Raw genomic sequence first — 20,645 nt, 5'->3', positions numbered from 1 at the left:
ATGACCTATACCCTCACCACCCCGCTCTATTACGTCAACGACCGCGCCCACCTGGGCAGCACCTACACCACCCTCGCCTGCGACAGCATCGCCCGCTTCCGGCGACTGCAGGGCGAGCGGGTCACGTTCATCACCGGCTGCGACGAGCACGGCCTCAAGATCCAGCGCTCGGCCGAAGCCGCCGGCCTCACCCCCCAGGCCCACTGCGACGCCATCAGCGGCGAGTACCGCGACCTGTGGCGGCGCTGGGGCATCAGCAACGACCGCTTCATCCGCACCACCGACCCGCGCCACCGGGCGATCGTGGAGCAGTTCTTCGCCCGGGTCGAGGCCAGCGGCGATGTGATCGAAGGGCGCCAGCAGGGCTGGTACTGCGTGGCCTGCGAAGAGTTCAAGGAGGAATCCCCTTCGGCCACCGAGCCCCACTGCTCCATTCATCTGCGCCCCCTGGAGTGGCGCGACGAGCTCAACCTCTTCTTCCGCCTCTCCCGCTACCAGCAACAGATCGAGAAGCTGGTGGCCAGCGAGGGCTTCATCGCGCCGCGCTCCCGGCGCCGGGAGGTGGAGAACTTCGTCGCCGGCGGCCTCCGCGACTTCTCCATCTCCCGGCTCGATCTGCCCTGGGGCATTCCGGTGCCCGGCTACGACGGCCATACCTTTTATGTGTGGTTCGACGCCCTGCTGGGCTACCTCTCGGCCCTGCTGGAGCCCGACGACCCCGCCGACCTGGAGCTGCTGGCTCAGCGCGGCTGGCCCGCCCAGCTGCACGTCATCGGCAAGGACATCCTGCGGTTCCACGCCGTCTACTGGCCGGCGATGCTGCTGTCGGCCGGTCTGCCGTTGCCGGAAAAAGTCTTCGGCCATGGCTTCCTCACCCGGGAGGGCCAGAAGATGGGCAAGTCGCTCGGCAACGTGCTCGATCCCGACGTGCTGCTGGAGCGCTGTGGCGCCGATGCGGTGCGCTGGTACCTGCTGCGGGACATCCCCTTCGGTGACGACGGCGATTTCCAGCAGCAGCGCTTCAGCGATCTGGTCAACAACGATCTGGCCAACACGATCGGCAACCTGCTCAACCGCACCTCCTCGATGGCGCGGCGCTGGTTTGACGGGGCCGTGCCGCCGGCCGGTGATGCCAGCGCTGCCGACCATCCGCTGGCCCTGCGCTGCACGGCCTGTGCCGAGGCCGTTGATGCTGCCCTTGAGGCCCTTGATTTCCGCTCCGCCGCCGTGGCGATCCTGGAGCTGGCCGAGGCCGCCAACGGCTTCCTCAACGACCGGGCTCCCTGGAAGGCGATCAAGAGCGAAGAGGGCCGGGGCGGAGTGGCCGCCGATCTCTACGCCGTTCTGGAAACCAGCCGCTGGGTGGCCGTGCTGCTGGCCCCCCTGCTGCCCGATCTCTCCGGGCGGATGCTGGGCCAGTTGGCCCAGCCGGAACTGGTGGGCGACAGCGGCTGGACGGCGGCCCGACACTGGGGGAAGCTGGCCTGCGGCGATCCCCTGCCCGAGCCGACGCCGGTGCTGCACCGTCTGGAACTGGATTCCCCCCTTTGACCCCTCCCCTCCTGACCCGACCCTGGCTCCTGGCGGCCCCGCTGCTGTTGCTCACGGGCTGCGGTGGCGGTGAGGTGGCCCGCGAGACGGCCCCCACCCCTTTCGTGTTCCGCTCCCTGGATCTGCGTCAGCAGGACGTGCTTGGGCGTCCCAACTGGGAGCTGACCAGTCCGGAGGCCCGCTATGACCTGCGGCGACGGGTGGCCCGGGCCCTGCAGCCCCGCGGCGTGATCTACAGCAACGGCAAACCCGCCTACCGGGTGGAGGCCTCCACCGGAACGGTGATCAACGACGGGGCCGTGATCCTGCTGGAGGGTCGGATCCGGCTGCAGCGGCTCGGGAAGGAGCCGGTGATGATCCAGGGCTCCCGGGTGCGCTGGATCCCCAGCCGCAACCTGATGGAGATCGACCGGCACCCCGAGGGCTTCGATCCCAACACGCGGCTGACCGCCGAACGGGCCACCTTCCGCCTCGACAAGGACACCCTGGAGCTGCAGGGGAAACCGCGTCTGCAGCGCTGGGCCCAGGCCTTCGATCCCTTCCTGGCCAATCCCGTCGGCGCTCCCCAGATCGTGGTGACGGTGGCCTCGGTGCTGTGGCAACCCGGCAGCGGCGCCCTCAACGCCCGCGGGCCTGTTCTGGGGGAGCGGCGGCCGCCGGGGTCGCCCGCCGGCGCCCCCCTCCAGACCCTCACGGCCACCTCCCTGAACGGCAACACCCAGAAGCAGCTGTTCAACCTGGGGCCACCGGTGCTGTTCAGCGATCCAGCGGTGTCTGGTGGCGCCAGCGCCCGGGGCAAGGCCATGCAGGTGGATGCGGCCCAGCACATGGTGCGGATTCCGGCCGGCTGCTTCATCCAGCAGGGCGGCGCCAGCCTCGAGGCCCGGAGCTGTTCCTGGAACTGGCAGACCCAGGCGGTCGCCGCCGATGGCTCGGTGTTGTTGCAACGGCCCGCCAGTCGCCAGCTCACCCGGGGTCGCCTGCTGCGGGGCCAGCTGGGGGAGAAGGGTTCTGTCGTTGTCACCGCTCCAGGCGGTCGGGTGTTCAGCCAGTTCCAGGTGCCGCCGTCGAAGACACCTCCCCGGCCGGCTCCTCCCCGGCCGAAACCCGAGCCAATTCGCCTGTGAGGCGCCGGGCCCAGCCGTCCACCCAGATCAGATCGCTGCGGCTGAAACAGCGTGGAGACCAGCCGCCCAGCACCAGCACCCCCTCCTGTCCCAGGGGTTGGACCAGCACGGCCGGCAGACCGGTGGGCAGGGCGGCAAACTCCTCCCGACCCGGATAGAGCTTCAGGTCCACCAGGGAGATCGCCTTGCCGGTGGCCGTGCAGCGCCGGCAGATCGCCCCCGGCTGGAACGCACCGCTGCCCAGCAGACCCCTCTCCAGCAGGACGCGGCCGCGCCAGTGGAGCAGCACCACCGCCGCCGGCGTGGCGGTCAGGAGCATCGTGCTGCCCCAGCCCAGCTCTTCGGCCAGGGGAGCGTCCAGATCCGGCGCCAGCTGCAGTCCCTCACGCCCCTGCAGGGGCACCCGCTCCGGAGCAACGGGCTCCACCCGTTGCCACAGCAGGGCCACCAGCAGCAGCAGCACCGACAGGATGCTGCCCAGCACCGAGGCCCGCTCCAGGGAAGGATCGAGGCTGGGGGCCGTCATCTGGTTGAGCACCACCAGGCCCAGTCCCGTCAGACCACAGGCCAGGACGACGCGGGCGGCGGCGGGCATCGCCATCGTGGAGTTCGGGTACCGAAAGTTCTTTCAGGATGCCGGAACGCAGCGGCAACGGCAGACTGGTGGCGTCTTGCACGATGGCCTTGGCTTCAGTGACCCATCTGCGCCGGTCCCTGCTCTCCCTGGTGCTGGCCCTGGCCCTGGTGCTGGCCGCTCCCGTTGCCGCTGCCCTGGCCGTCTCCGCCGCCGACCTGCCCCTGCGCCCTCCGGCCGAGCATGTGCTCGACGGCGCCAAGGTGCTCAGCCGGGCCGGCACGGCCGAAATCGAGCACCAACTGGAGGCCTTCTCCGCTGAACGGGTCGATGCCCGGCTGATCACCCTCACCCGGCTCGATTACGGCCTGGGTCTCGACAGCCTGGCCAACCAGCTGCTGGAGCGTTGGTCGGCCGATCCCGCGGCCGGCAGCAGCCCGGATCCCCTGCTGCTGCTGCTGATCGACACCCAGACCAGGGCCACGGCGATTGCCGCCCAGGCCCCCCTCGACCGGCAGCTGCCGAGCGAACTGCTGGAGAGCACCGCCGCCACCACCATGGCCCAGCCGCTGCGCAGTGGAGAGCGCTACCGCCAGGCCGCCGTCGATGCCCTGCAACGGCTTGCCACCGTTCTCCAGGGCGGTGAAGATCCGGGGGAACCCGTCATCGAGGAGACCGCCGCCGTCGTCAGCAACATCCCCACCCGTGAGGAAACCTCCAGCAGCAATGCCTTCACCTGGGTGATCGTGCTGCTGGTGGTGGGAACCGTGGTGCCGATGCTCACCTGGTGGGTCTTCTCCCGTTGATCCCCGCGCGCCTTTCCTCCCCATGGGACTGACTGACTGGATGGGCACCTTCGGGAGGGCCCGGACGCTTGACCTGAGCGCCGATCTCGAGCGCGGCTACGAAGCCGCCCTGCTCATCCAGAGCATCGAGATGGAGCACTACAACGACCGCCCGGTGCGTCCGGAACTGGAGCTGAGCATTCCGCGGGCCATGCAGGCCCAGGTGCTGCGCCGCTTTCGTGCAGCCCTGCAGGTCTGCCGTCAGGCCAGGACGGTGCTGGCCCCCTACCGCCAGGAACTCTCCGGACAGGAACTGCGCCAGTTCCAGCTGATCGACACGGTCACCGGCCGTTACGCCGTGGCCAGGGAGGAGCTGCCGGCCCTGAGTCGCTCGCCGGAGATGCTCCCCCGCAGCCTGGTGAGCGTGGTCGACACGGTGCGCCGCCAACTGGATCCGGAAGCGGAGGCGAGTGTGGTGGCGGGCTTCCGCCGCCGCCGCGACTCCACCCTGGTGTCGCTGCGCATCCTGCTGCTGCTGATCCTGGTGCCGGTGCTGGTGCAACAGGTGAGCCGCACTTACGTGGTGTCGCCATTGGTGGATCGTTTCGCCCCCGACAACGCCTTCCTCACCTACCCCAGGCCCCACCTGGAGGAGAGGGCCGTCGAGAAGCTGCGCGTCTACCAGGCAGAGATCGAGTTTGATGCACTGCTGGAGGGCAAGCCCCTGCCCAGCCGCGAGGAGCTCCAGACGGAGCTGGCCAAACGGGCCCATGTCCTCAAGGAGGAGGCCGATCAGGAAAGCACCCATGCCATCAAGAATGTCCTGGCGGATGTCTGTGGCTTCATCGGCTTTGTGGCCGTCGCCATCGCCGGCCGGCGCGATATTCAGGTGCTGCGGGGCTTCATCGATGAACTGGTGTATGGCTTGAGCGACAGTGCCAAGGCCTTCGCCATCATCCTGTTCACCGACATCTTCGTGGGATTCCACAGCCCGGAGGGCTGGACGGTGCTCCTCGGTGGGATTGCCGACCATCTTGGATTACCAGCCCGGGAGAATTTCGTGATGCTGTTCATCGCCACGTTCCCGGTGGTGCTGGCCACGATCTTCAAGTACTGGATCTTCCGGTACCTCAACCGCGTCTCGCCGTCCTCCGTGGCCACCCTGCGCAACATGAACGGTGGCGGCTGAATCGCTGGAGCCCAGCCACCCTCACCTCACCCTCGTCAGCGGGCCCTCGCGGGGAGGCAAAAGCCGCTGGGCCGAACATCTGGCCGCTCAGAGCGGCCTGGCGGTGGTCTACCTCGCCACCGGACCATCCCTGCCCGACGACCCGTCCTGGCAGGCGCGGCTGCAGCTCCATCGCCAGCGGCGCCCGCCCCAGTGGGGCTGCCGTGAGGTGGGTGGTGCTCTCGCCGCCGCCCTCGCCGACCTGGAACCAGCCCAGCTGGCTCTGGTCGATTCCCTCGGCACCTGGGTGGCGGCCCATCTGGATCTGGAGCCCGAGGCCTGGGCCTTCCGCTGCAACGAGCTGATCACGGCCATCCGCCGCTGCCGGGCGCCCCTGGTGGTCGTCTGCGAGGAAACGGGCTGGGGCGTGGTGCCGGCCACGGCCGTTGGGTCCCGCTTCCGTGATCGGCTGGGGACGATGCAGCAGCAGCTCCAGGGTCAAAGCGAAGCCGTCTGGCTCGTTCTGCAGGGCCGTGCCATCGATCTGCTGGCTCTCAGCCAGCCTGTGCCTCCCGACCACTGAGGGCCACCCCGCATGCCCCGCGTCGTTCTCTACCAACCGCAGATTCCGCCGAACACCGGCAACGTGGCGCGCACCTGCGCCGCCACCGGCTCGGAACTGCATCTGATTGAGCCCCTGGGATTCACGATCAGCGACCGCCACCTGCGCCGGGCCGGCCTGGACTACTGGCCATGGGTGTCGCTGCAGCGCCACGCCGACCTGGCCTGCTTCCAGGCAGAACGGCAGCGGCGGGGCGGCCGCCTGGTGGCCCTCAGCAGCCAGGTGGAGGCGGCCTACACGGATTTCCGCTTCCGCAGCGACGACTGGCTGCTGTTCGGGCGCGAGACGGACGGATTACCGAACGCCCTGCAGGCGTCGGCCGAGGCGCGCCTCACCATTCCCATGGCCCGCCGGGCCCGCCCCGGCGAGGGGGGGGTCCGCAGCCTCAATCTCTCGGTGTCCGTTGGCATCGTGCTGTTCGAGGCCCTGCGCCAGCTCGGCCCGGCCGGGAGCGGCGAACAGGGCTAGCGGAACGGATGGCTGCTGGTGTTCGGACCGAGTTGTGCCTGATGAACCTTGCTGCAGGAGGTTCATAGCGCTACTGTCTGGCCGACCCGCAGATGTTGGCTTCTCTGCTGGGTTTTGTCCGATGGATGTGAAATGCATGAAGCCTTTCCGCTTGATTCTTCCCTTTCTCCTTTCCGCACCGGCCGTCGTGCCGCTCGTGGCTGCCCTTGCAGACGACACCCCCAACACGGTGTCCACCGAAACTCTGTTGGCGTCCCTGCCCACATCCGCTGATCGGGTCTGGGTCAAGGTGCGCCGGCCTGTCTCCATCGAGGAGCTCTCCACCGCCCTCGACCTTGATGAGAGCCGCCTGGCCCGTCTGAACGATGTGGATGAAGACCATCGCTTTGGCAACGGCGACTGGCTTGTGGTCCCCTCCCGGGGCAAGGAGCGCCTCGGACGCATTGCCTCCCTCGATTCCTCCATCCAGCGCCAGTCCCCACCTGTTTCCACCCCTCCGCCGGTGGAAAACGACGGCGTGGTGCGCTTTGGCGACACGGTGCTGAAGCTGGCCCAGCGCTACGGCCTCAGCGTGGCCGAGCTGGTTCGGCTGAATCCAGGTCTGGAAACCGCCAGGCTCGTGGTGGGCAGCCAGGTGCGACTCGTCCAGTCGGCTCCGGGCCGGACCCGCATGCTGCTGGGCCTCAAGCCCTCGACAAGTGGCGGCATCAGCTGGCCCGACATCCCGGACTTTGGAGATCCCCAGCCCCCGTTCAATGGCGGCAACAACTCCCCTGCCACCACCTGGATCTGGCCCACCAAGGGGGTGTTCACCTCCGGCTTCGGCTGGCGATGGGGCCGGATGCACAAAGGCATCGACGTGGCCAACAACGTTGGTACACCGATCATGGCCGCCAAGGAGGGTCAGGTCTCCTTCGCCGGCTGGCATGAGGGCGGCTACGGCTACCTCGTGGAGATCGCCCACCCGGATGGCAGCCGCAGCCTGTATGCCCACAACAGCCGACTGCTCGTGAGCAAGGGCGAGGCCGTGACCCAGGGCCAGGTGATCAGCCAGATGGGCAGCACCGGCCGCAGCACGGGCCCCCACCTGCACTTCGAGATTCACCCCCCCGGCCGCGGCGCCATCAACCCCCTGCAGATCCTGCCTCCCCGGGCCTGATCCGGCTCGGGGCTGTGAAGGTGATCGTCTAGGATCCCTTCGATTGGCTCGGTAGCTCAGCTGGTTAGAGCGTGGGATTCATAACCCCAAGGTCGGGAGTTCAAGTCTCCCCCGAGCCATTGTGGATGTCGTTCTGATCAATCGACCTGAAGGCTTGGTGCCGCTCAGCGCATTTCGATGGCGTTGAGGCGTTCACGGAAGCTGCGGGCATTGGCCGCCTCCTGACTTTCTGCACTGTCAACAGGAACCTGCACCGGAGTGATCACGGGCAGGGGGGCAGGGGCTGCGGCCTGGGGGGTCTGAATCGGGCGGCGGCTGCGCCCATAACCTCCGGCCTGGGAACGGTTCTGCAGGGCCCGGGTGAGACTCTTGCTGCGGTTGGCGGCACCGACCGTCTCACCATCCTTGGGGCGGATCAGGGGGTTGCCTTTGAGTTCGGAGCGCAGCTGATTGATCAGCCGGAAATGACCGGTGGTGTTGTATTTGCGTAGAACGGCTGGATCCCAACCCATCGCGGATTCATCGCTTACTTGACAACCATCGTAGGGCCAGGCTCGGTGGGGGCAGCATGGGGGCTGATCCCCTCCCAAGGACGGCGCCACGATGACCAGCACTGGCAGGCTCGTCGGCCTTCAGGCCCCCGACTTTCGCGCCACGGCCGTGGTGGATCAGGAGTTCCGAGAACTGTCACTGCGTGACTACCGCGGCCGGCATGTGGTGCTGTTCTTCTACCCGCTCAATTTCACCTTCGTCTGTCCCACCGAAATCACCGCCTTCAGCGACCGGCACGCTGAATTCGCCCGCCTCGCCACCGACATCCTGGCCGTCTCCGTCGACAGTCCCTACAGCCATCTGGCCTGGGTGCAGACCGAGCGCAAGAGCGGTGGCCTCGGCGATGTGGCCTACCCCCTGATCTCCGACCTCAACAAGGAGATCGCCAGGGCTTACCAGGTGCTGGATGAAGAGGCCGGTACGGCCCTGAGGGGGCTGTTCCTGATTGATCCCGACGGCGTGATCCGCCACAGCACCGTCAACGACCCCGCCGTCGGCCGCAGTGTGGATGAAACCCTCAGGCTGCTGCAGGCCTTCCAGTGGGTGCGGAACCATCCGGGCCAGGTCTGTCCCGCCGGCTGGACGCCGGGCGGCCGGACCCTGGCGGCCGATCCCCGGGGCAGTCGGGACTTCTTTTCCGCCCTGGACTGAGCGCTCAGCCGAGCAGCGAGGCCAGCAGGCGGCGGCCATCGAGGCCGCCGGTGATCGGGTCGCAGGCCCGCTCCGGATGGGGCATCAGTCCGAGCACACGGCCCGTCGGGTCCGTCAGACCCGCCACATCCCCCCGGGAACCATTCGGGTTGGCCACGTACCGCAGCACGACAGACCCCTGGTCTTCAAGGCGTTGCAGTTCCTCCGGCTCCACCTGGTAGCGGCCTTCTCCATGGGCGATCGGCAGGCTGATCCGCTCGCCGGCGCCGTAGGCAGCCAGCCAGCGGCAGGCACCGGGCCGCACCTCCAGCTCGCTGCTCTGGCAGAGGAAGTGAAGGTCCCGGTTGCGGGTGAGGGCTCCGGGCAGCAGACCCATCTCCGTGAGCACCTGGAAGCCGTTGCAGATGCCGAGCACCGGCCCGCCGCGCTCGGCGAACGTGCGCACTTCCTCCAGCACCGGGGCGAAGCGGGCGATGGCTCCACAGCGCAGGTAGTCGCCGTAGCTGAAGCCCCCCGGCAGCACGACGGCCTCGAGGCCGGAAAGGTCCCGCTCCTCGTGCCAGAGGAAGCGCACGGGGATGTCGAGACAGCCCTCCAGGGCCCAGGCCACATCCCGGTCGCAGTTGGAGCCGGGAAACACAACAATGCCGACGGTCATCGATCCGTTCCCCTCAACCGGCTTCGGCCAGATCCAGTGACCAGTCCTCGATCACCGGATTGGCCAGCAGACGGTCGCTGAGGAGTTCGAGTCGGGCCTGGGCCGTGGCCCGGTCCGGAGCCTCCAGATCCAGTTCGATCGCTTTGCCGATCCGCAGCCGTTTGACGCCCTCCACCCCGAGCCGGGCGGCGGCGGCCCGGGTGGCTTCCCCGGCGGGATCCAGCACGGAGGGGCGCAGGGAGACCTGAACGCGGGCGTTGAAGAGCGGCACCGGGGGCACGGACGTTTGTTAAATCTTGGCAGCACGCCCCACCAGCCACTCCCCGATTGACCAGCCTGGGGGTGGTCCCATGTTCCACTGGCCGTGGTGCCTTCCCTGCGGAGGTTTCTGCTGGATCCGCTGGCCCCCCGCGTGCTGGCCTGGCAGATGGGTCTCACCGTGGCCTGTGCCGCCCTGCAGGCCCATTCGATTCCGGGCCTGGTGTCGTTGCAGTGCCGCCTGGCGGATGGGCCCTGGCAGGACTGCCACATGCAGGTGGAGGAGTTGGGCCTGCACTGGTTCCTGCTGGTGGGGGGGCAGCGCATCGAGTTCCGCCACGACGGCCGGGGCAAGGTGACGATGCTCAAACCCTCCGGAAACTGGCAGCCGGTCAACAGCCGCTGGGTGGAGAACACCGACCTTTGCTGGGATGGGGTCTGCGCCAGGGGGGACATCCCCCTCGACTGACCCAGACAGGTGGGGGCTCAGAGGCGATCGAGGGCCTGGCGCAGGGGGCCGGCGGCTCCTGTGGTGGCCAGCACCACCAGCTCCAGACCATCGGCGTCCTGCTCGCCGGGCTCTGCAGCGGGCGCTTCGGTGGCTGGGGACGCGGCGCGCTCCTCATACCAACACTCGAGCCGACGGCCCACCCCCTGGATCTGCAGCGGCAGCTTCTTGCCGGCCTGGCGCAGTCGGCCCTTGAGCCGCACCACCGGATGCTCGATCAGCAACCGTTGCAGCTCCGCCTCCAGGGCGGCCCGCTGCCAGCGGCCCGAGCGGTGCAGCAGCAGGGATTCCATCTCCACGTGGGCATGGTCGTGGTGATCGTGATCGTGGTGGTCGTGATCGTGGTCGTGGTGGTCGATCTCCTCCCGGCCGGGGCCATCCAGCACCAGGGAGGGATCGAGGCGGCCCCGGGCCATCGGCAACACCACGGTGCCGGGGCGCAGCCCTGCCGCCAGGCTGGTCTTCACCCGCTCGAAGGCCTCCGGCTCCAACCGGTCGGCCCGGCTGACCAGCACCAGATCGGCCGCACCGAGCTGGTCGGCGAACAGATCCTCGATCGCACTGATGTGGTCGAGGCTGGGATCGGCCTGGCGCTGGGCTTCCACCGCCGCGGCATCGCCCACCACATGGCCGGCGGCCAGGGCCTCCCCGTCCACCACCGTCACTACCCCGTGCACGCGGGTGCGGCTGCGGATCTCCGGCCAGCCGAAGGCGGCCACCAGGGGCTCGGGCAGGGCCAGGCCACTGGTTTCCACGACGATGCCGTCGAGGCGGTCAGCGCGCTCGAGCAGGCGGGTCATGGTGGGCAGAAACTCGTCCTGCACCGTGCAGCAAAGGCAGCCGTTGGCGAGTTCCACCAGGCGGTCGTCGAGCTCCTCCTCCGGGCAGAAGCCGCAGGAGGCGATCAGGTCGCCGTCGATGCCCACCTCGCCGAACTCATTGACCAGCACGGCCAGGCGCAGGCCGCTCTCCAGCAGCAGGTGGCGCAGCAGGGTGGTCTTGCCGGCCCCCAAGAACCCTGTCACCACGGTGACCGGCAGACGTCTGGAGCGGGTGGCCGTCATCAGAGCAGACGCGAAGGCAGCACCGAAACCTAGGGGAGGCGGCGCTGGGTGGGTTCAGCGGCAGCCGAGGCTCTCGCTGGTGGCCACACCGGTGACGGGATGGCGGCCGGTCGCGCGGGCGCAGAGGGCTTTCTGCTCGGGCAGGTCGAGAACCGCATCGCTGAAGTCGGCCCCCTCGATCTGGGCATCCCGGAAGCGGCTCTGCATGAGCATGGCGTTGCGGAACTGGGCCCCGCGCAGATCGGCGCCATCAAAACGGGTGGCGAAGGCCACGACGTCCTCGAGATCGGCACCGCGCAGATCCGCCTGGCGCAGATTGGCGGAGTTGAACACGGCCCCGCGCAGATCGGTATCGCGCAGGTCGAAGCCCTCCATGGAGGCCTTGAGGAATTCCTGCTGCTGAAGATTGCGTCCGCGCAGATCGGGATCGAGGTCCTGGAAGGAGCGCTGGGCCCGCAGCTCCGGGGCGGTGATCGCCAGCGCCGGCCTGGCCGGCAGCACCGACCAGCACAGCACCAGGGCGAGAAGGGGCCCCAGCAGGGGGACGATCCGGCGGCCGATCGCCACAAAGGACTGGAAGCTGGGGGCCATGCCACACCGGTACGCTGCCGGTTCAAGCTATGGCAGACGCAGCCCGTCATGAGCATGTCCCTGCGGGTGGTGGTGCCCCCCCATCCCCTCATCGGCCACTGGCTCACCCTGCTGCGGGATGGCGCCACCCCATCGCCCCTGTTCGCCACGGCCATGGCGGAACTGGGCCGCTGGCTCACCTACGAATCCCTGCGCGACTGGTTGCCCCATCGCCGGGTGACGGTGCAGACGCCGCTGGGCACCAGCGATGGCCAGGTGGTGGATCCGGAGATCCCGCTGCTGGTGATTCCAGTGCTGCGGGGCGGGCTGGGCCTGTGGCAGGGGGCCCAGACGGTGCTGCCCTCGGCCCAGCTCGCCCACGTGGGCATCGAGCCCTGCGGGCCGGACCACAAGCCCCACTGGTTTCTGGATGATCTGCCGGCCAGCATCGATCCCCGCAGTGGCGTGCTGGTGTTCCTGCCCTGCCTCGCCAGCGGTTCGGTCCTGCTGGCCCTGCTCGACCGGCTCCAGGGGCTCGGAGTGGCGGGCCAACGCCTGCGGGTGATCACGGCCCTGGCGGCCAATCCCGGATTGCAGGTCGTCGGGGAGCGCCACGGGCAGCTCACCATCTATTGCGCCGGCATCGACCCCGAGGTGGACGACCAGCACCGCGTCGTTCCCGGCTTCGGGGAGGTGAGTGAACGGCTGTATGGAATCGCCTCCACCTCTGCCTAGGCTGGGTTTTCCCTTTCGGGCTCACCAACGCGTGCAGGTTCATGGCTGATACGAGGGAGCAATCGTCCGCCGGCGGAATCGTGTTGCTGGCGGCGGCCGCCGGCGCGGTGGCCGGAGCCGCGGGCCTGGCGGTCTGGCTGCTGCGCCGCGCCGAACGGCGGCACCTCGTGCAGCGCCAACTGCGGATGCTGCGCATCTCCCGGTTGGCGGAGGCCAGCGGCGAGCCGGTGGGCCGTGATCAGCTGCACGACCGCGTCCAGAAGCTCAACCAGGCGATCGACGAGGTGCGCCGCCAGCTGGAGCAGCTGCAGCCCCAGCCCTGAGGGCGCAGGCCCCTCGGTAGGTTGCTGCAGATCCGATCCACCCCGGCCATGCTGCGCTCCGACGCCATCACCAAGGGCCTTCAACGCTCCCCCAACCGGGCCATGCTGCGGGCCGTGGGCTTCGGGGATGGGGATTTCGGCAAGCCGATCGTGGCCATCGCCAACGGCTACAGCACGATCACGCCCTGCAACATCGGCCTCAACGACCTGGCCCGGCGGGCCGAGCAGGCTGCCCGGGTCGCCGGAGCGATGCCCCAGATGTTCGGCACCATCACCGTCAGCGACGGCATCTCGATGGGCACCGAGGGGATGAAGTATTCGCTCGTGTCGCGCGAGGTGATCGCCGACTCGATCGAAACCGCCTGCAACGCCCAGAGCATGGATGGCCTGCTGGCCATCGGCGGCTGCGACAAGAACATGCCCGGCGCCATGCTCGCCATGGCCCGCATGAACATCCCGGCGATCTTCGTGTACGGCGGCACGATCAAACCGGGAAAACTGGGCCCCTGCGATCTCACCGTGGTCAGCGCTTTCGAGGCGGTGGGGCAGTTGTCGGGCGGCCGCATCGATGAGGCGGAACTGCTGGCGATCGAAAAGAACGCCTGCCCCGGCGCCGGCAGCTGCGGCGGCATGTTCACCGCCAACACGATGAGTTCGGCCTTCGAAGCATTCGGGCTGAGCCTGCCCTACAGCTCCACGATGGCGGCGGAGGATCCGGAGAAGGCCGACAGCGCCGCCCGCTCCGCCGAGGTGCTGGTGCAGGCGATCGCCGCCGACATCCGGCCGCGGGATCTGCTCACCCGGGAAGCCTTCGAGAACGCCATCGCCGTGATCATGGCGGTGGGCGGCTCCACCAATTCGGTGCTGCACCTGCTGGCAATCGCCCGCACCGCCGGCGTGCCGCTCACGATCGACGACTTCGAGACGATCCGCCAACGGGTGCCGGTGATCTGCGATCTCAAGCCCAGCGGCCGCTTCGTGACCGTGGATCTGCACCGGGCCGGCGGGATCCCCCAGGTGATGAAGCTGCTGCTGGACGGTGGCCTGCTGCACGGCGATTGCCGCACGATCGAGGGGCGCACCCTGGCCGAGGTGCTGGCTGAGGTGCCCTCCGAGCCCCCGGCCGATCAGGAGGTGATCCGGCCCCTCTCCAACCCGCTCTACGCCCAGGGCCACCTGGCGATCCTGCGGGGCAACCTGGCCGAAGAAGGCAGCGTGGCCAAGATCAGCGGCGTCAAGAATCCGGTGATGACCGGCCCGGCGCGGGTGTTCGAGAGTGAGGAGGAGGCCTTGGAGGCCATCCTCGCCAAGCGCATCAGCGCCGGTGATGTGGTGTTGATCCGCTACGAGGGACCCGTGGGCGGCCCCGGCATGCGTGAAATGCTGGCCCCCACCGCCGCGATCATCGGCGAGGGGCTGGGCGATTCGGTGGCCCTGATCACCGACGGCCGCTTTTCGGGCGGCACCTACGGCATGGTGGTGGGCCATATGGCCCCGGAGGCCGCCGTGGGCGGCACCATCGCCCTGGTGCAGGAGGGCGACAGCATCACTGTGGATGCGAAGCAGCGCCTGATCCAGCTCAACGTGGCGGACGACGAGCTGGCGCAGCGCCGCAGCGCCTGGACAAAGCCCGAACCCCGCTACCGCACCGGCGTGCTTGGCAAGTACGCCCGCCAGGTGAGCAGCAGCAGCCTGGGGGCGGTGACCGACCAGCCACCGGAATGATCACCTGTCATGAAGCCAGGCTTCAGAATCGTGCAGCAGGCACACTCTGATGCAGACCTGCACCGCCGGCGCCGGAGAGGCGCTGCAGCTCACAGCAGGCTCAATCGTTGTGCAGTCCTCGCGTTTCGCCCACATCGTGTAGCCATTGCGCCAGACATCACGGCTTCCCAGCCTGTGGAAACGGTTCTAGATCAGAGGTGTAGCAGCAATGAACCCATGCGAAGCCAATCGACGCCCGGTCCTTTCCTGCGACCTGTGCGGGTCACGATCACGATTCCTTACAACGCGTACCAATCCCTGGTTGAGCGCAGCAATCACCAGGGTCGTTCCCTGTCCAATCTGGCCGCCTACCTACTGGAAACATCGCTGGAGGCGCTCCAACCCAACGAGCATCAACAAAGCCGTTCGGAGGGAATGGACGTGTTTCAACGACGCAACTGAGGGCCATGGTCCCGGCCGCTAGTCCGGCCGGGACTCCCGCAGCAGCTGGGACGGTTTGACGAAAAAGCGCTGCTGGAAATCCACACTGAACAGGCCGAGGGAACGGTAACCGCACTCCTTGGCAATGCTGCCGACGCTGTCGGTCGGTGTGGGATTCTCCAGCCGCCGTCGGGCCAGGTCGAGACGCTGGTTCTTGATCCACTGGGTGGCGCCGCAGCCCATGCGTTCAGCGAAGGCGTACTGCAGGGCGCGGCGTGAATAATGGCTCCTGGACTCCAGGACGCTCAGCGTCAATGGACTGCCGAGATTCTGCTTGATGTAGTCGATCAGTTCGTCGAAGGCATCACGGCCCTGCCGCTGGCGGTGCCTGAGACGTTCGAGGGATTTCTCTTCGCGCAGATCCGGCAGCAGCATCGCCGCCATCAGCCGGTGAATCTGGTCGTCAAGCTGAAGGGAGTCGAGCAGACCCCGTCCATAGCCGGACAGCTGACCGGCCATGTCAACCGTTTGCCGCAGGGCCGCCAGAAGCGACGGGGCGGACGGATTCTCCGGCGGGCTCCAGCCATGGGCCTGGTCGAGGATGTCCTGCCAGCCGGATGGTTGATGGTGGTAGCCCCCCATGCTCATCGCCGCCTGCAGGAGTTGCTCATCGGACAGGGCGAAGGCCACGGCGGAGGAGAGGGAACTCTCCATGGTGCAAGGGTCCTTCGCCATCAGCACACAGCAACCGATGCCGCAGCGCCAGGTGCGGGAGGCCTGCCGCAGGCGCTGCTCGCCGCCGTAGCCCAGCACGGCAATGCGATCGCGGCGATCGCTGAAGGTGGCGCGCATCGGCTTGGCCGTCCAGGCGGTGGCCACCATGGAGCCAAGGTGAAGATTGGCGCCGTAGAACCACCAGGAGGCGGCGGGCTCGAGCGGTTGCAACTCCATCAGGGGCAAGGCCTCCTGCAACAACGACGCACAGGTCCGCGGGTCCTCGCTGAGGTGCCACTGGCGCAGCAGAGGATTCGAGAAGCGAGCAGCCTGTTGATGCCGCAGATTGGGAAAATTGGCCTCGCTGCTCATCAGTCGACCCACCCCCCCTTCTCGCTTGTTAATAATTCTATCACAATTCAGGCTGGCTTCAAGAAATGCCTCTATAGGAGCGGTCTCGAAGTAATCTGAAGGCTTCAATGTCTATGAGAGATGTTGATTCGAACAAACAGGCATCGGCTTGATTGCCGGATAGGAGACCAGGACATAAGTTCTCAACAGACCCATTCCGTCAGTTTTGAAGGCATCGAAGCCGATGAAAGAGAAAGCCATCCCATGCGATGCACTCCAGCGTCAGATCGGCGGCTGGAGCAACCTCATCTCGGGGAGGAAAAGTGTTGAGCAGCTAGAGTGGCTAATCCTCCTCTCATCGCCTCTCTGCGGATGGAAGTATCAAGTGATGCAGAGTCCTTGCCTGCGCCATCCCCTGCCTCCTCTGCCGATGCCGTTCCATCTTCGGGGCCGAAGGGAGCGAATGAATCAGGTCGTACAGAGAAATTGATGCATCTTGTCGGCATCGGTGCATCGGCAGGTGGGCTGGAGGCCCTGCAGTTGCTGCTGGGCAGCCTCGCCGTCGGTGGCCATGTGGCGTACGTGGTGGCCCAGCACCTGGCCCCCGACCACGGCAGCCTGATGGTCGATCTGCTCGCCCGAGTCACGCCGCTGCAGGTGCTCAACGCGGTGGATGGGGCCGAGTTGCTCCCCGGCACCATCACCGTCTGTCCGCCCAATCACGACATCCGCGTGCTGGGGAACCGGGTGGCCCTGGCGGATCCCGAACCGCGCTTCGGCCCCAGCCCCAGCATCGATCGCCTGTTCGAGTCGATCGCCGAGCACTGGTCCGAACGTGGCGCGGCCGTGGTCCTTTCGGGCACCGGTTCCGATGGGGCCCGCGGCCTGAGGGCCATCCGGGCCGCCGGCGGTCTCACCATCGCCCAGACCCCCGAAAGCGCCCGCTTTGATGGCATGCCCAGGGCCGCCATCGCCATGGGTGGGGCCGACCTCATCCTCGACCCGGTCGGCATCGGTCAGCACCTCTGCGACCTGATGCATTCAGGTGACGACTGGGTGGAACACAACCCGCCGGAGCCGGAAGTGGTGAACGTCAGCAGCGCCCTGGAGCTGCTGAAGCACAACAGCGGCATCGACTTCAGCCAGTACAAGCACTCCACCCTGCAGCGGCAGCTGTCGCGGCGCATGGCCCTGCGCCAGATGGACACGATGGAGGAGTACCTGCAGCTGCTGTCGGCCGACCGCAATGAGTCCTCCGCCCTGGTCCAGTGCCTGCTGGTCACCGTCACGTCCTTCTTCCGCGACCCCGATTCGTTCGCGGTCCTGGGGGAGTTGCTGCGGGCCTATGTGGCGCAGCGCACGCGCCGGGATCGCCTCAGGGTGTGGGTGCCGGGCTGTGCCACCGGCGAAGAGGTGTACTCCATCGGCATGCTGATCAGTGAGGTGCTCGACCACCCCCAGGATCTGACCAATCACCTCAAGATCTTCGGCACCGATCTCGATGAGGAAAGCCTGGCGATCGCGCGCCGGGCCACCTACCCGGCGGCCAGCACCATGGCGATCCCGGAGGCCCTGCGGGAGCGCTTTGTCGTTCGCCACAACGGCGAGATGCAGATCAGCGAAGCCCTGCGCAACTGCGTCGTCTTCGCCCGTCACAACGTCGGGATCGATCCCCCCTTCCCACGCCTGGATCTGATCTGCAGCCGCAACACCCTCATCTACTTCACCCCACCGCTGCAGGACCGGGTGCTGGGCCTGTTCCGCTTCGGCCTGCTGCCCTCCGGGCTGCTGTTCCTGGGGCGGACCGAATCCCTTGGCAACAGGACCGAAGGGTTCGGCGTGGCCAATGCCGAGCACCGGATCTTTCATCGCACCGGGGAAAACCAGCCCACGCGCTTTTCCACGTTCCCCCAGGCCGCCCAGCGCCCCCCCCAGCTGTTCAGTCCAGTCGGCCGCATCTCGATCCTGCGGGAAACCGTGGTGGAGGAGCACGTCGCCACCCTCGAAGCCCTGGTGCGCAGCACCTGTCCCCCCTGCGTGGTCCTTGATGAAGCCCACGAACTGGTCGAGGTGATCGGCGATGTCAGCCCCTACTGCCGGCTCCCGGAAGGCCGGATCTCCAGTGCCGCCACCACCTTCCTGCTGCCTGATCTGCAGGCCGAGGCCCGCGCCCTGCTGCTGATCGTCCGGGCCGATGGCCAACCGGTGCGCAGCCGGGTGCTGCACCTGCCCGATTTCGGCCTGAGCCTGCAGCTGGAGGCACGGCCCCTGGACGTCAACCAGCGACGGCTGACGCTGCTGAGTTTTCTGCCGGAGCCGGCGGATGGACCGGAGTCCGCCAGCGGTGGCGAGCCGGTGATCCGGGCACCGGATTTCGACCAGCAGATCGCTCGGCTGGAAAAGGAACTGCTCGCCAGCCATGACACCCTGCGGCGCTCGATGGCCGACCTGGAAGGGGCCAACGAGGAACTGGAAGCCTCCGCCGAGGAACTGCAGGCCTCCTCCGAGGAACTGCAGTCGTCCAATGAGGAGCTCGAATCCTCCAACGAGGAACTGCAGGCCACCAACGAGGAACTGGCCACCCTCAACCAGCAGTTGCGGGCCAGGACGGAGGACCTGCAGCAGCTCAGTTCCGACCTGGAGAACATCCAGCGCTCCTTGAATCAGGGGATGGTGATCGTCGATCGGGACCTGCGCATCACCCGCTACACCCCGCTGGCGGTGCGCGTCTTCGCCCTGGTGGAGGGGGACATCGGCCAGCCCCTGCTCGGCATCCCCACCACGGTGGCCGTGCCCGGTCTGCGGGCTGCCCTGGGGGAGGTGCTGGCCGGGGCCTCACGGCGCAGCATCGAGGCCGTGAACGAGGAGATCGCCTACCTGGCCCAGGTGTTGCCCTACCAGGAACTGGAAGGCAAGCGCCGCGGGGCGATCGTCACCCTCACCGACGTGTCGGAACTGCTGGCCCTGCGCAGGGCCGCCGAGGACTCCCTGGATTCCTTCTCCAGCCTCACCGATGCCCTCGACCAGGCGGTCTGGAAGCGGGACGACACCCTGCATCGCCTTCTTTATGCCAGCAAACGCATCCTGCCCCTGACGGGCTGGACCCCGGCCGAGCTGTTCGCCCATTCGGAACTGCTCGATGACGCCATCGATCCGGCTGACCGCGAGCGGGTCTGGGCCAGCCGCGACCTGAAGCAGGGGGGCTGGTCGGTGGAGTACCGGATCATCCGCCGTGATGGCCAGCGACGCTGGGTGAACGAGAACGCCCGGGTGCTCACCGAAGCCACCGATCGCTACGTGGTCGGCACCCTGGCCGACGTGACGGAGCAGCGCCAGGTGCAGAAGCGTGGCCAGGACCTCAGCGCTCTCTTCGAGACCCTGATCCAGAGCCCCAGCTTCGCCCTGGCGGTGTTCGACGCCGACCAGAAGGTGGTGATGGTCAACAGCAGCCTCTGCGAACGCATCGGCTTCGACCGGGCCAGCCTGGTGGGCTCGCCGGCGTCACTTTTCTGCGCGCTGCCGGAGGCGGTGTGGGCGGACCAGTCCAGCGAAGCTTCGGCCGCTGAGCCGTTGTTGCGCACCGAAGACCTCACCCTGCGCCACCGGGATGGCCGCACGCTGGAGTCCCCGGCCGAACTCTGGCGTCTGCCAGGGTCGGTGGGGATCGGGGCCCTGCTGGTGCTGCTGCCAACGCCTCAGGCTTAATCGGGCCGCAGCAGGGCCCTGAGCCGGCGGGCCAGGGCCTCCAGCGGTGCGCCCTGGGGCGGACAGCTGCTGCGCAGGCCCGTGGCCCCATCCATCCAGACCGGGTGGCTTCCCTGCCACAGCAGCGGTTGGTCGTCCCTGTAGCACCAGGCGAGGGTGAGGTTGAGCGCGTCGCCACTGCGGTAGATCTCCAGCTCCAGATCCTCCGCCGGCAGCCGCTCCCCCTCGGGCGTGCGGGCCTCCAGGCGCAGGCAGAGGTCGAGACTCTGCTGCGTCTCGGCTGCCGCGCCGCCGTGGCTTGGCGACACCACGGCATGGCGCAGGGGCTTGCGGCAGAGGTCGGCCGCTGCCGCCACCAGCCGGCTCAGGTCGGTGTTGGCGTTGCCGATCGAAGACTCAGGCGACGGCATCGATCGCCATCAGCTCCAGCAGGAGCGGGCCGGCCCGGAAGCCTGGATTGGCGGTGCCGTCGTCGCCGAATTTCGAATGCAGGATCTGCAGCCGGGTGATGCGAGCGGCGTCGAAGCGCAGTGGCAGGCCCAGGGGCAGGGCCTCGATCGGCTTGGCCCGGATGGACGGACGCAGCTGATCAAAGGGAATCCGCAGCCGGCAGGGGCCATCGGCGGCGGTGGCGAAGTTGGCCACCCAGCGCACCCCGCCGGGGATCAGTTCGGTGAGGCCCGCCACACCGTCGGCGCAGGCGACGGCCAGCTTGTAGTGGCGGCCATCGCCCTGCAACTCCAATTCGAAAGCGGCCTGATCGGAAAGATCCAGGGGTGGGGAGAACACCGGCGAGCGGCAGCTCACGAAGCCACCGCCCTGCTCCACCACCTCCGCCTCCAGGCGCAGCCCGCGGCTGCTGACCGTGCAGCTGCCGCTGCTGCGGCCGCCCATCACGGTGTCGTTGAGGGCATGCCAGCCGCTGAAACCATCGCCACGGATCACCTGCATGGTTGT

The 20,645-nt window shown here is 67.9% G+C and carries 23 protein-coding genes and 1 tRNA gene; 15 read left to right on the top strand and 9 right to left on the bottom strand.

What is annotated here, in order from left to right:
- Together metG and lptC are read left to right on the top strand one after the other, a co-directional pair.
- Positions 1 to 1,551: a methionine--tRNA ligase gene (gene metG, locus KUG43_RS10020; protein ID WP_216908621.1), complete on the top strand. Its 1,551-nt coding sequence runs from the start codon at positions 1 to 3 to the stop codon at positions 1,549 to 1,551.
- Positions 1,548 to 2,678, top strand: a complete 1,131-nt coding sequence (lptC, locus tag KUG43_RS10015) for an LPS export ABC transporter periplasmic protein LptC (protein ID WP_216908619.1) — start codon at positions 1,548 to 1,550, stop codon at positions 2,676 to 2,678. Before metG ends, lptC begins: the two co-directional genes overlap by 4 nt.
- Here the strand turns inward: lptC and KUG43_RS10010 are convergent.
- Positions 2,596 to 3,279, bottom strand: coding sequence for a cofactor assembly of complex C subunit B (locus KUG43_RS10010; protein ID WP_286194614.1), 684 nt, complete (start codon positions 3,277 to 3,279; stop codon positions 2,596 to 2,598). The genes lptC and KUG43_RS10010 overlap by 83 nt on opposite strands.
- A gap of 77 nt (positions 3,280 to 3,356) precedes the next feature.
- Here KUG43_RS10010 and psb32 point away from each other — a divergent pair, with 77 nt between their 5' ends.
- From psb32 to KUG43_RS09980, 6 genes are all read left to right on the top strand, one after another.
- Positions 3,357 to 4,058 carry a photosystem II repair protein Psb32 gene (psb32, locus tag KUG43_RS10005; RefSeq protein ID WP_286194613.1) on the top strand — a complete coding sequence of 234 codons (702 nt, stop codon included), beginning with the start codon at positions 3,357 to 3,359 and terminating at the stop codon, positions 4,056 to 4,058.
- Between the two features lie 22 nt (positions 4,059 to 4,080).
- Positions 4,081 to 5,226, top strand: a complete 1,146-nt coding sequence (gene pxcA, locus KUG43_RS10000) for a proton extrusion protein PcxA (protein ID WP_216908615.1) — start codon at positions 4,081 to 4,083, stop codon at positions 5,224 to 5,226.
- Positions 5,216 to 5,788, top strand: coding sequence for a bifunctional adenosylcobinamide kinase/adenosylcobinamide-phosphate guanylyltransferase (gene cobU, locus KUG43_RS09995; protein WP_353617997.1), 573 nt, complete (start codon positions 5,216 to 5,218; stop codon positions 5,786 to 5,788). Before pxcA ends, cobU begins: the two co-directional genes overlap by 11 nt.
- Positions 5,789 to 5,800: 12 nt before the next feature.
- Positions 5,801 to 6,295 carry a tRNA (cytidine(34)-2'-O)-methyltransferase gene (locus tag KUG43_RS09990; protein WP_216908613.1) on the top strand — a complete coding sequence of 165 codons (495 nt, stop codon included), beginning with the start codon at positions 5,801 to 5,803 and terminating at the stop codon, positions 6,293 to 6,295.
- A gap of 196 nt (positions 6,296 to 6,491) precedes the next feature.
- Entirely contained in the window at positions 6,492 to 7,454 is a 963-nt protein-coding gene (locus KUG43_RS09985) for a LysM peptidoglycan-binding domain-containing M23 family metallopeptidase (RefSeq protein WP_353617996.1), read from the top strand.
- 45 nt (positions 7,455 to 7,499) lie between these two features.
- Positions 7,500 to 7,573 (top strand) — tRNA-Met (locus KUG43_RS09980).
- Positions 7,574 to 7,618: 45 nt separating this feature from the next.
- Here KUG43_RS09980 and KUG43_RS09975 read toward each other — a convergent pair.
- A complete protein-coding gene (locus KUG43_RS09975; RefSeq protein WP_216908609.1) occupies positions 7,619 to 7,966 on the bottom strand; it encodes a hypothetical protein in 348 nt (115 codons plus the stop codon).
- 91 nt (positions 7,967 to 8,057) lie between these two features.
- Between KUG43_RS09975 and KUG43_RS09970 the strand changes: the two genes are divergently transcribed.
- Positions 8,058 to 8,657: a peroxiredoxin gene (locus KUG43_RS09970; protein ID WP_216908607.1), complete on the top strand. Its 600-nt coding sequence runs from the start codon at positions 8,058 to 8,060 to the stop codon at positions 8,655 to 8,657.
- Between the two features lie 4 nt (positions 8,658 to 8,661).
- Here the strand turns inward: KUG43_RS09970 and purQ are convergent, their stop codons facing one another.
- Both purQ and purS read right to left on the bottom strand, forming a co-directional pair.
- On the bottom strand, positions 8,662 to 9,315 hold the full coding sequence (gene purQ / locus KUG43_RS09965; RefSeq protein WP_216908605.1) for a phosphoribosylformylglycinamidine synthase subunit PurQ: 654 nt from the start codon (positions 9,313 to 9,315) through the stop codon (positions 8,662 to 8,664).
- Positions 9,316 to 9,328: 13 nt separating this feature from the next.
- Positions 9,329 to 9,586, bottom strand: a complete 258-nt coding sequence (gene purS, locus KUG43_RS09960; protein WP_094584545.1) for a phosphoribosylformylglycinamidine synthase subunit PurS — start codon at positions 9,584 to 9,586, stop codon at positions 9,329 to 9,331.
- 93 nt (positions 9,587 to 9,679) lie between these two features.
- On the opposite strand from purS, the gene KUG43_RS09955 reads away from it, so the two are divergent.
- Positions 9,680 to 10,042, top strand: coding sequence for a hypothetical protein (locus KUG43_RS09955; RefSeq protein WP_353617995.1), 363 nt, complete (start codon positions 9,680 to 9,682; stop codon positions 10,040 to 10,042).
- Positions 10,043 to 10,059: 17 nt separating this feature from the next.
- On the opposite strand, the gene cobW is transcribed toward KUG43_RS09955, so the two are convergent.
- Complete coding sequence (cobW, locus tag KUG43_RS09950; protein ID WP_216908603.1) at positions 10,060 to 11,145, bottom strand: cobalamin biosynthesis protein CobW; 1,086 nt, start codon at positions 11,143 to 11,145, stop codon at positions 10,060 to 10,062.
- 54 nt (positions 11,146 to 11,199) lie between these two features.
- Positions 11,200 to 11,736, bottom strand: a complete 537-nt coding sequence (locus KUG43_RS09945) for a pentapeptide repeat-containing protein (protein ID WP_216908601.1) — start codon at positions 11,734 to 11,736, stop codon at positions 11,200 to 11,202.
- A 48-nt stretch (positions 11,737 to 11,784) separates the two neighbouring features.
- Between KUG43_RS09945 and upp the strand changes: the two genes are divergently transcribed.
- The 4 genes from upp (at position 11,785) to KUG43_RS09925 (ending at position 14,939) form a co-directional block, all read left to right on the top strand.
- Entirely contained in the window at positions 11,785 to 12,450 is a 666-nt protein-coding gene (upp, locus tag KUG43_RS09940; RefSeq protein ID WP_216908599.1) for a uracil phosphoribosyltransferase, read from the top strand.
- A gap of 41 nt (positions 12,451 to 12,491) precedes the next feature.
- Positions 12,492 to 12,773, top strand: a complete 282-nt coding sequence (locus tag KUG43_RS09935; RefSeq protein WP_216908597.1) for a winged helix-turn-helix domain-containing protein — start codon at positions 12,492 to 12,494, stop codon at positions 12,771 to 12,773.
- A 48-nt stretch (positions 12,774 to 12,821) separates the two neighbouring features.
- Positions 12,822 to 14,498: a dihydroxy-acid dehydratase gene (gene ilvD, locus KUG43_RS09930; RefSeq protein WP_216908595.1), complete on the top strand. Its 1,677-nt coding sequence runs from the start codon at positions 12,822 to 12,824 to the stop codon at positions 14,496 to 14,498.
- A gap of 216 nt (positions 14,499 to 14,714) precedes the next feature.
- A complete protein-coding gene (locus KUG43_RS09925; protein WP_216908593.1) occupies positions 14,715 to 14,939 on the top strand; it encodes a ribbon-helix-helix domain-containing protein in 225 nt (74 codons plus the stop codon).
- An 18-nt stretch (positions 14,940 to 14,957) separates the two neighbouring features.
- Here KUG43_RS09925 and KUG43_RS09920 read toward each other — a convergent pair whose 3' ends face one another.
- The gene (locus KUG43_RS09920) at positions 14,958 to 16,004 is read right to left on the bottom strand and encodes a helix-turn-helix transcriptional regulator (protein ID WP_216908591.1); all 1,047 of its coding nucleotides are present in this window, start codon (positions 16,002 to 16,004) and stop codon (positions 14,958 to 14,960) included.
- Positions 16,005 to 16,472: 468 nt separating this feature from the next.
- Here KUG43_RS09920 and KUG43_RS09915 point away from each other — a divergent pair, with 468 nt between their 5' ends.
- Positions 16,473 to 19,688 (top strand): chemotaxis protein CheB, encoded by a 3,216-nt coding sequence (locus tag KUG43_RS09915; protein ID WP_216908589.1) that lies wholly within the window; start codon positions 16,473 to 16,475, stop codon positions 19,686 to 19,688.
- Here KUG43_RS09915 and KUG43_RS09910 read toward each other — a convergent pair.
- Positions 19,685 to 20,098, bottom strand: coding sequence for a DUF8659 family protein (locus tag KUG43_RS09910; RefSeq protein WP_216908587.1), 414 nt, complete (start codon positions 20,096 to 20,098; stop codon positions 19,685 to 19,687). The two genes, KUG43_RS09915 and KUG43_RS09910, sit on opposite strands and share 4 nt — an antisense overlap.
- On the bottom strand, positions 20,085 to 20,639 hold the full coding sequence (locus KUG43_RS09905) for a CIA30 family protein (protein ID WP_216908585.1): 555 nt from the start codon (positions 20,637 to 20,639) through the stop codon (positions 20,085 to 20,087). The genes KUG43_RS09910 and KUG43_RS09905 overlap by 14 nt, the downstream gene beginning before the upstream one ends.
- Positions 20,640 to 20,645: the final 6 nt, after the last annotated feature.

Origin of the sequence: Synechococcus sp. CCY 0621, assembly GCF_019038465.1 — a bacterium.
In the GTDB taxonomy this organism is placed as follows: Bacteria; Cyanobacteriota; Cyanobacteriia; order PCC-6307; family Cyanobiaceae; genus Cyanobium.
Note: the sequence above shows the minus strand (reverse complement) of the source record. Positions and strands in the feature narration are given on the sequence as shown.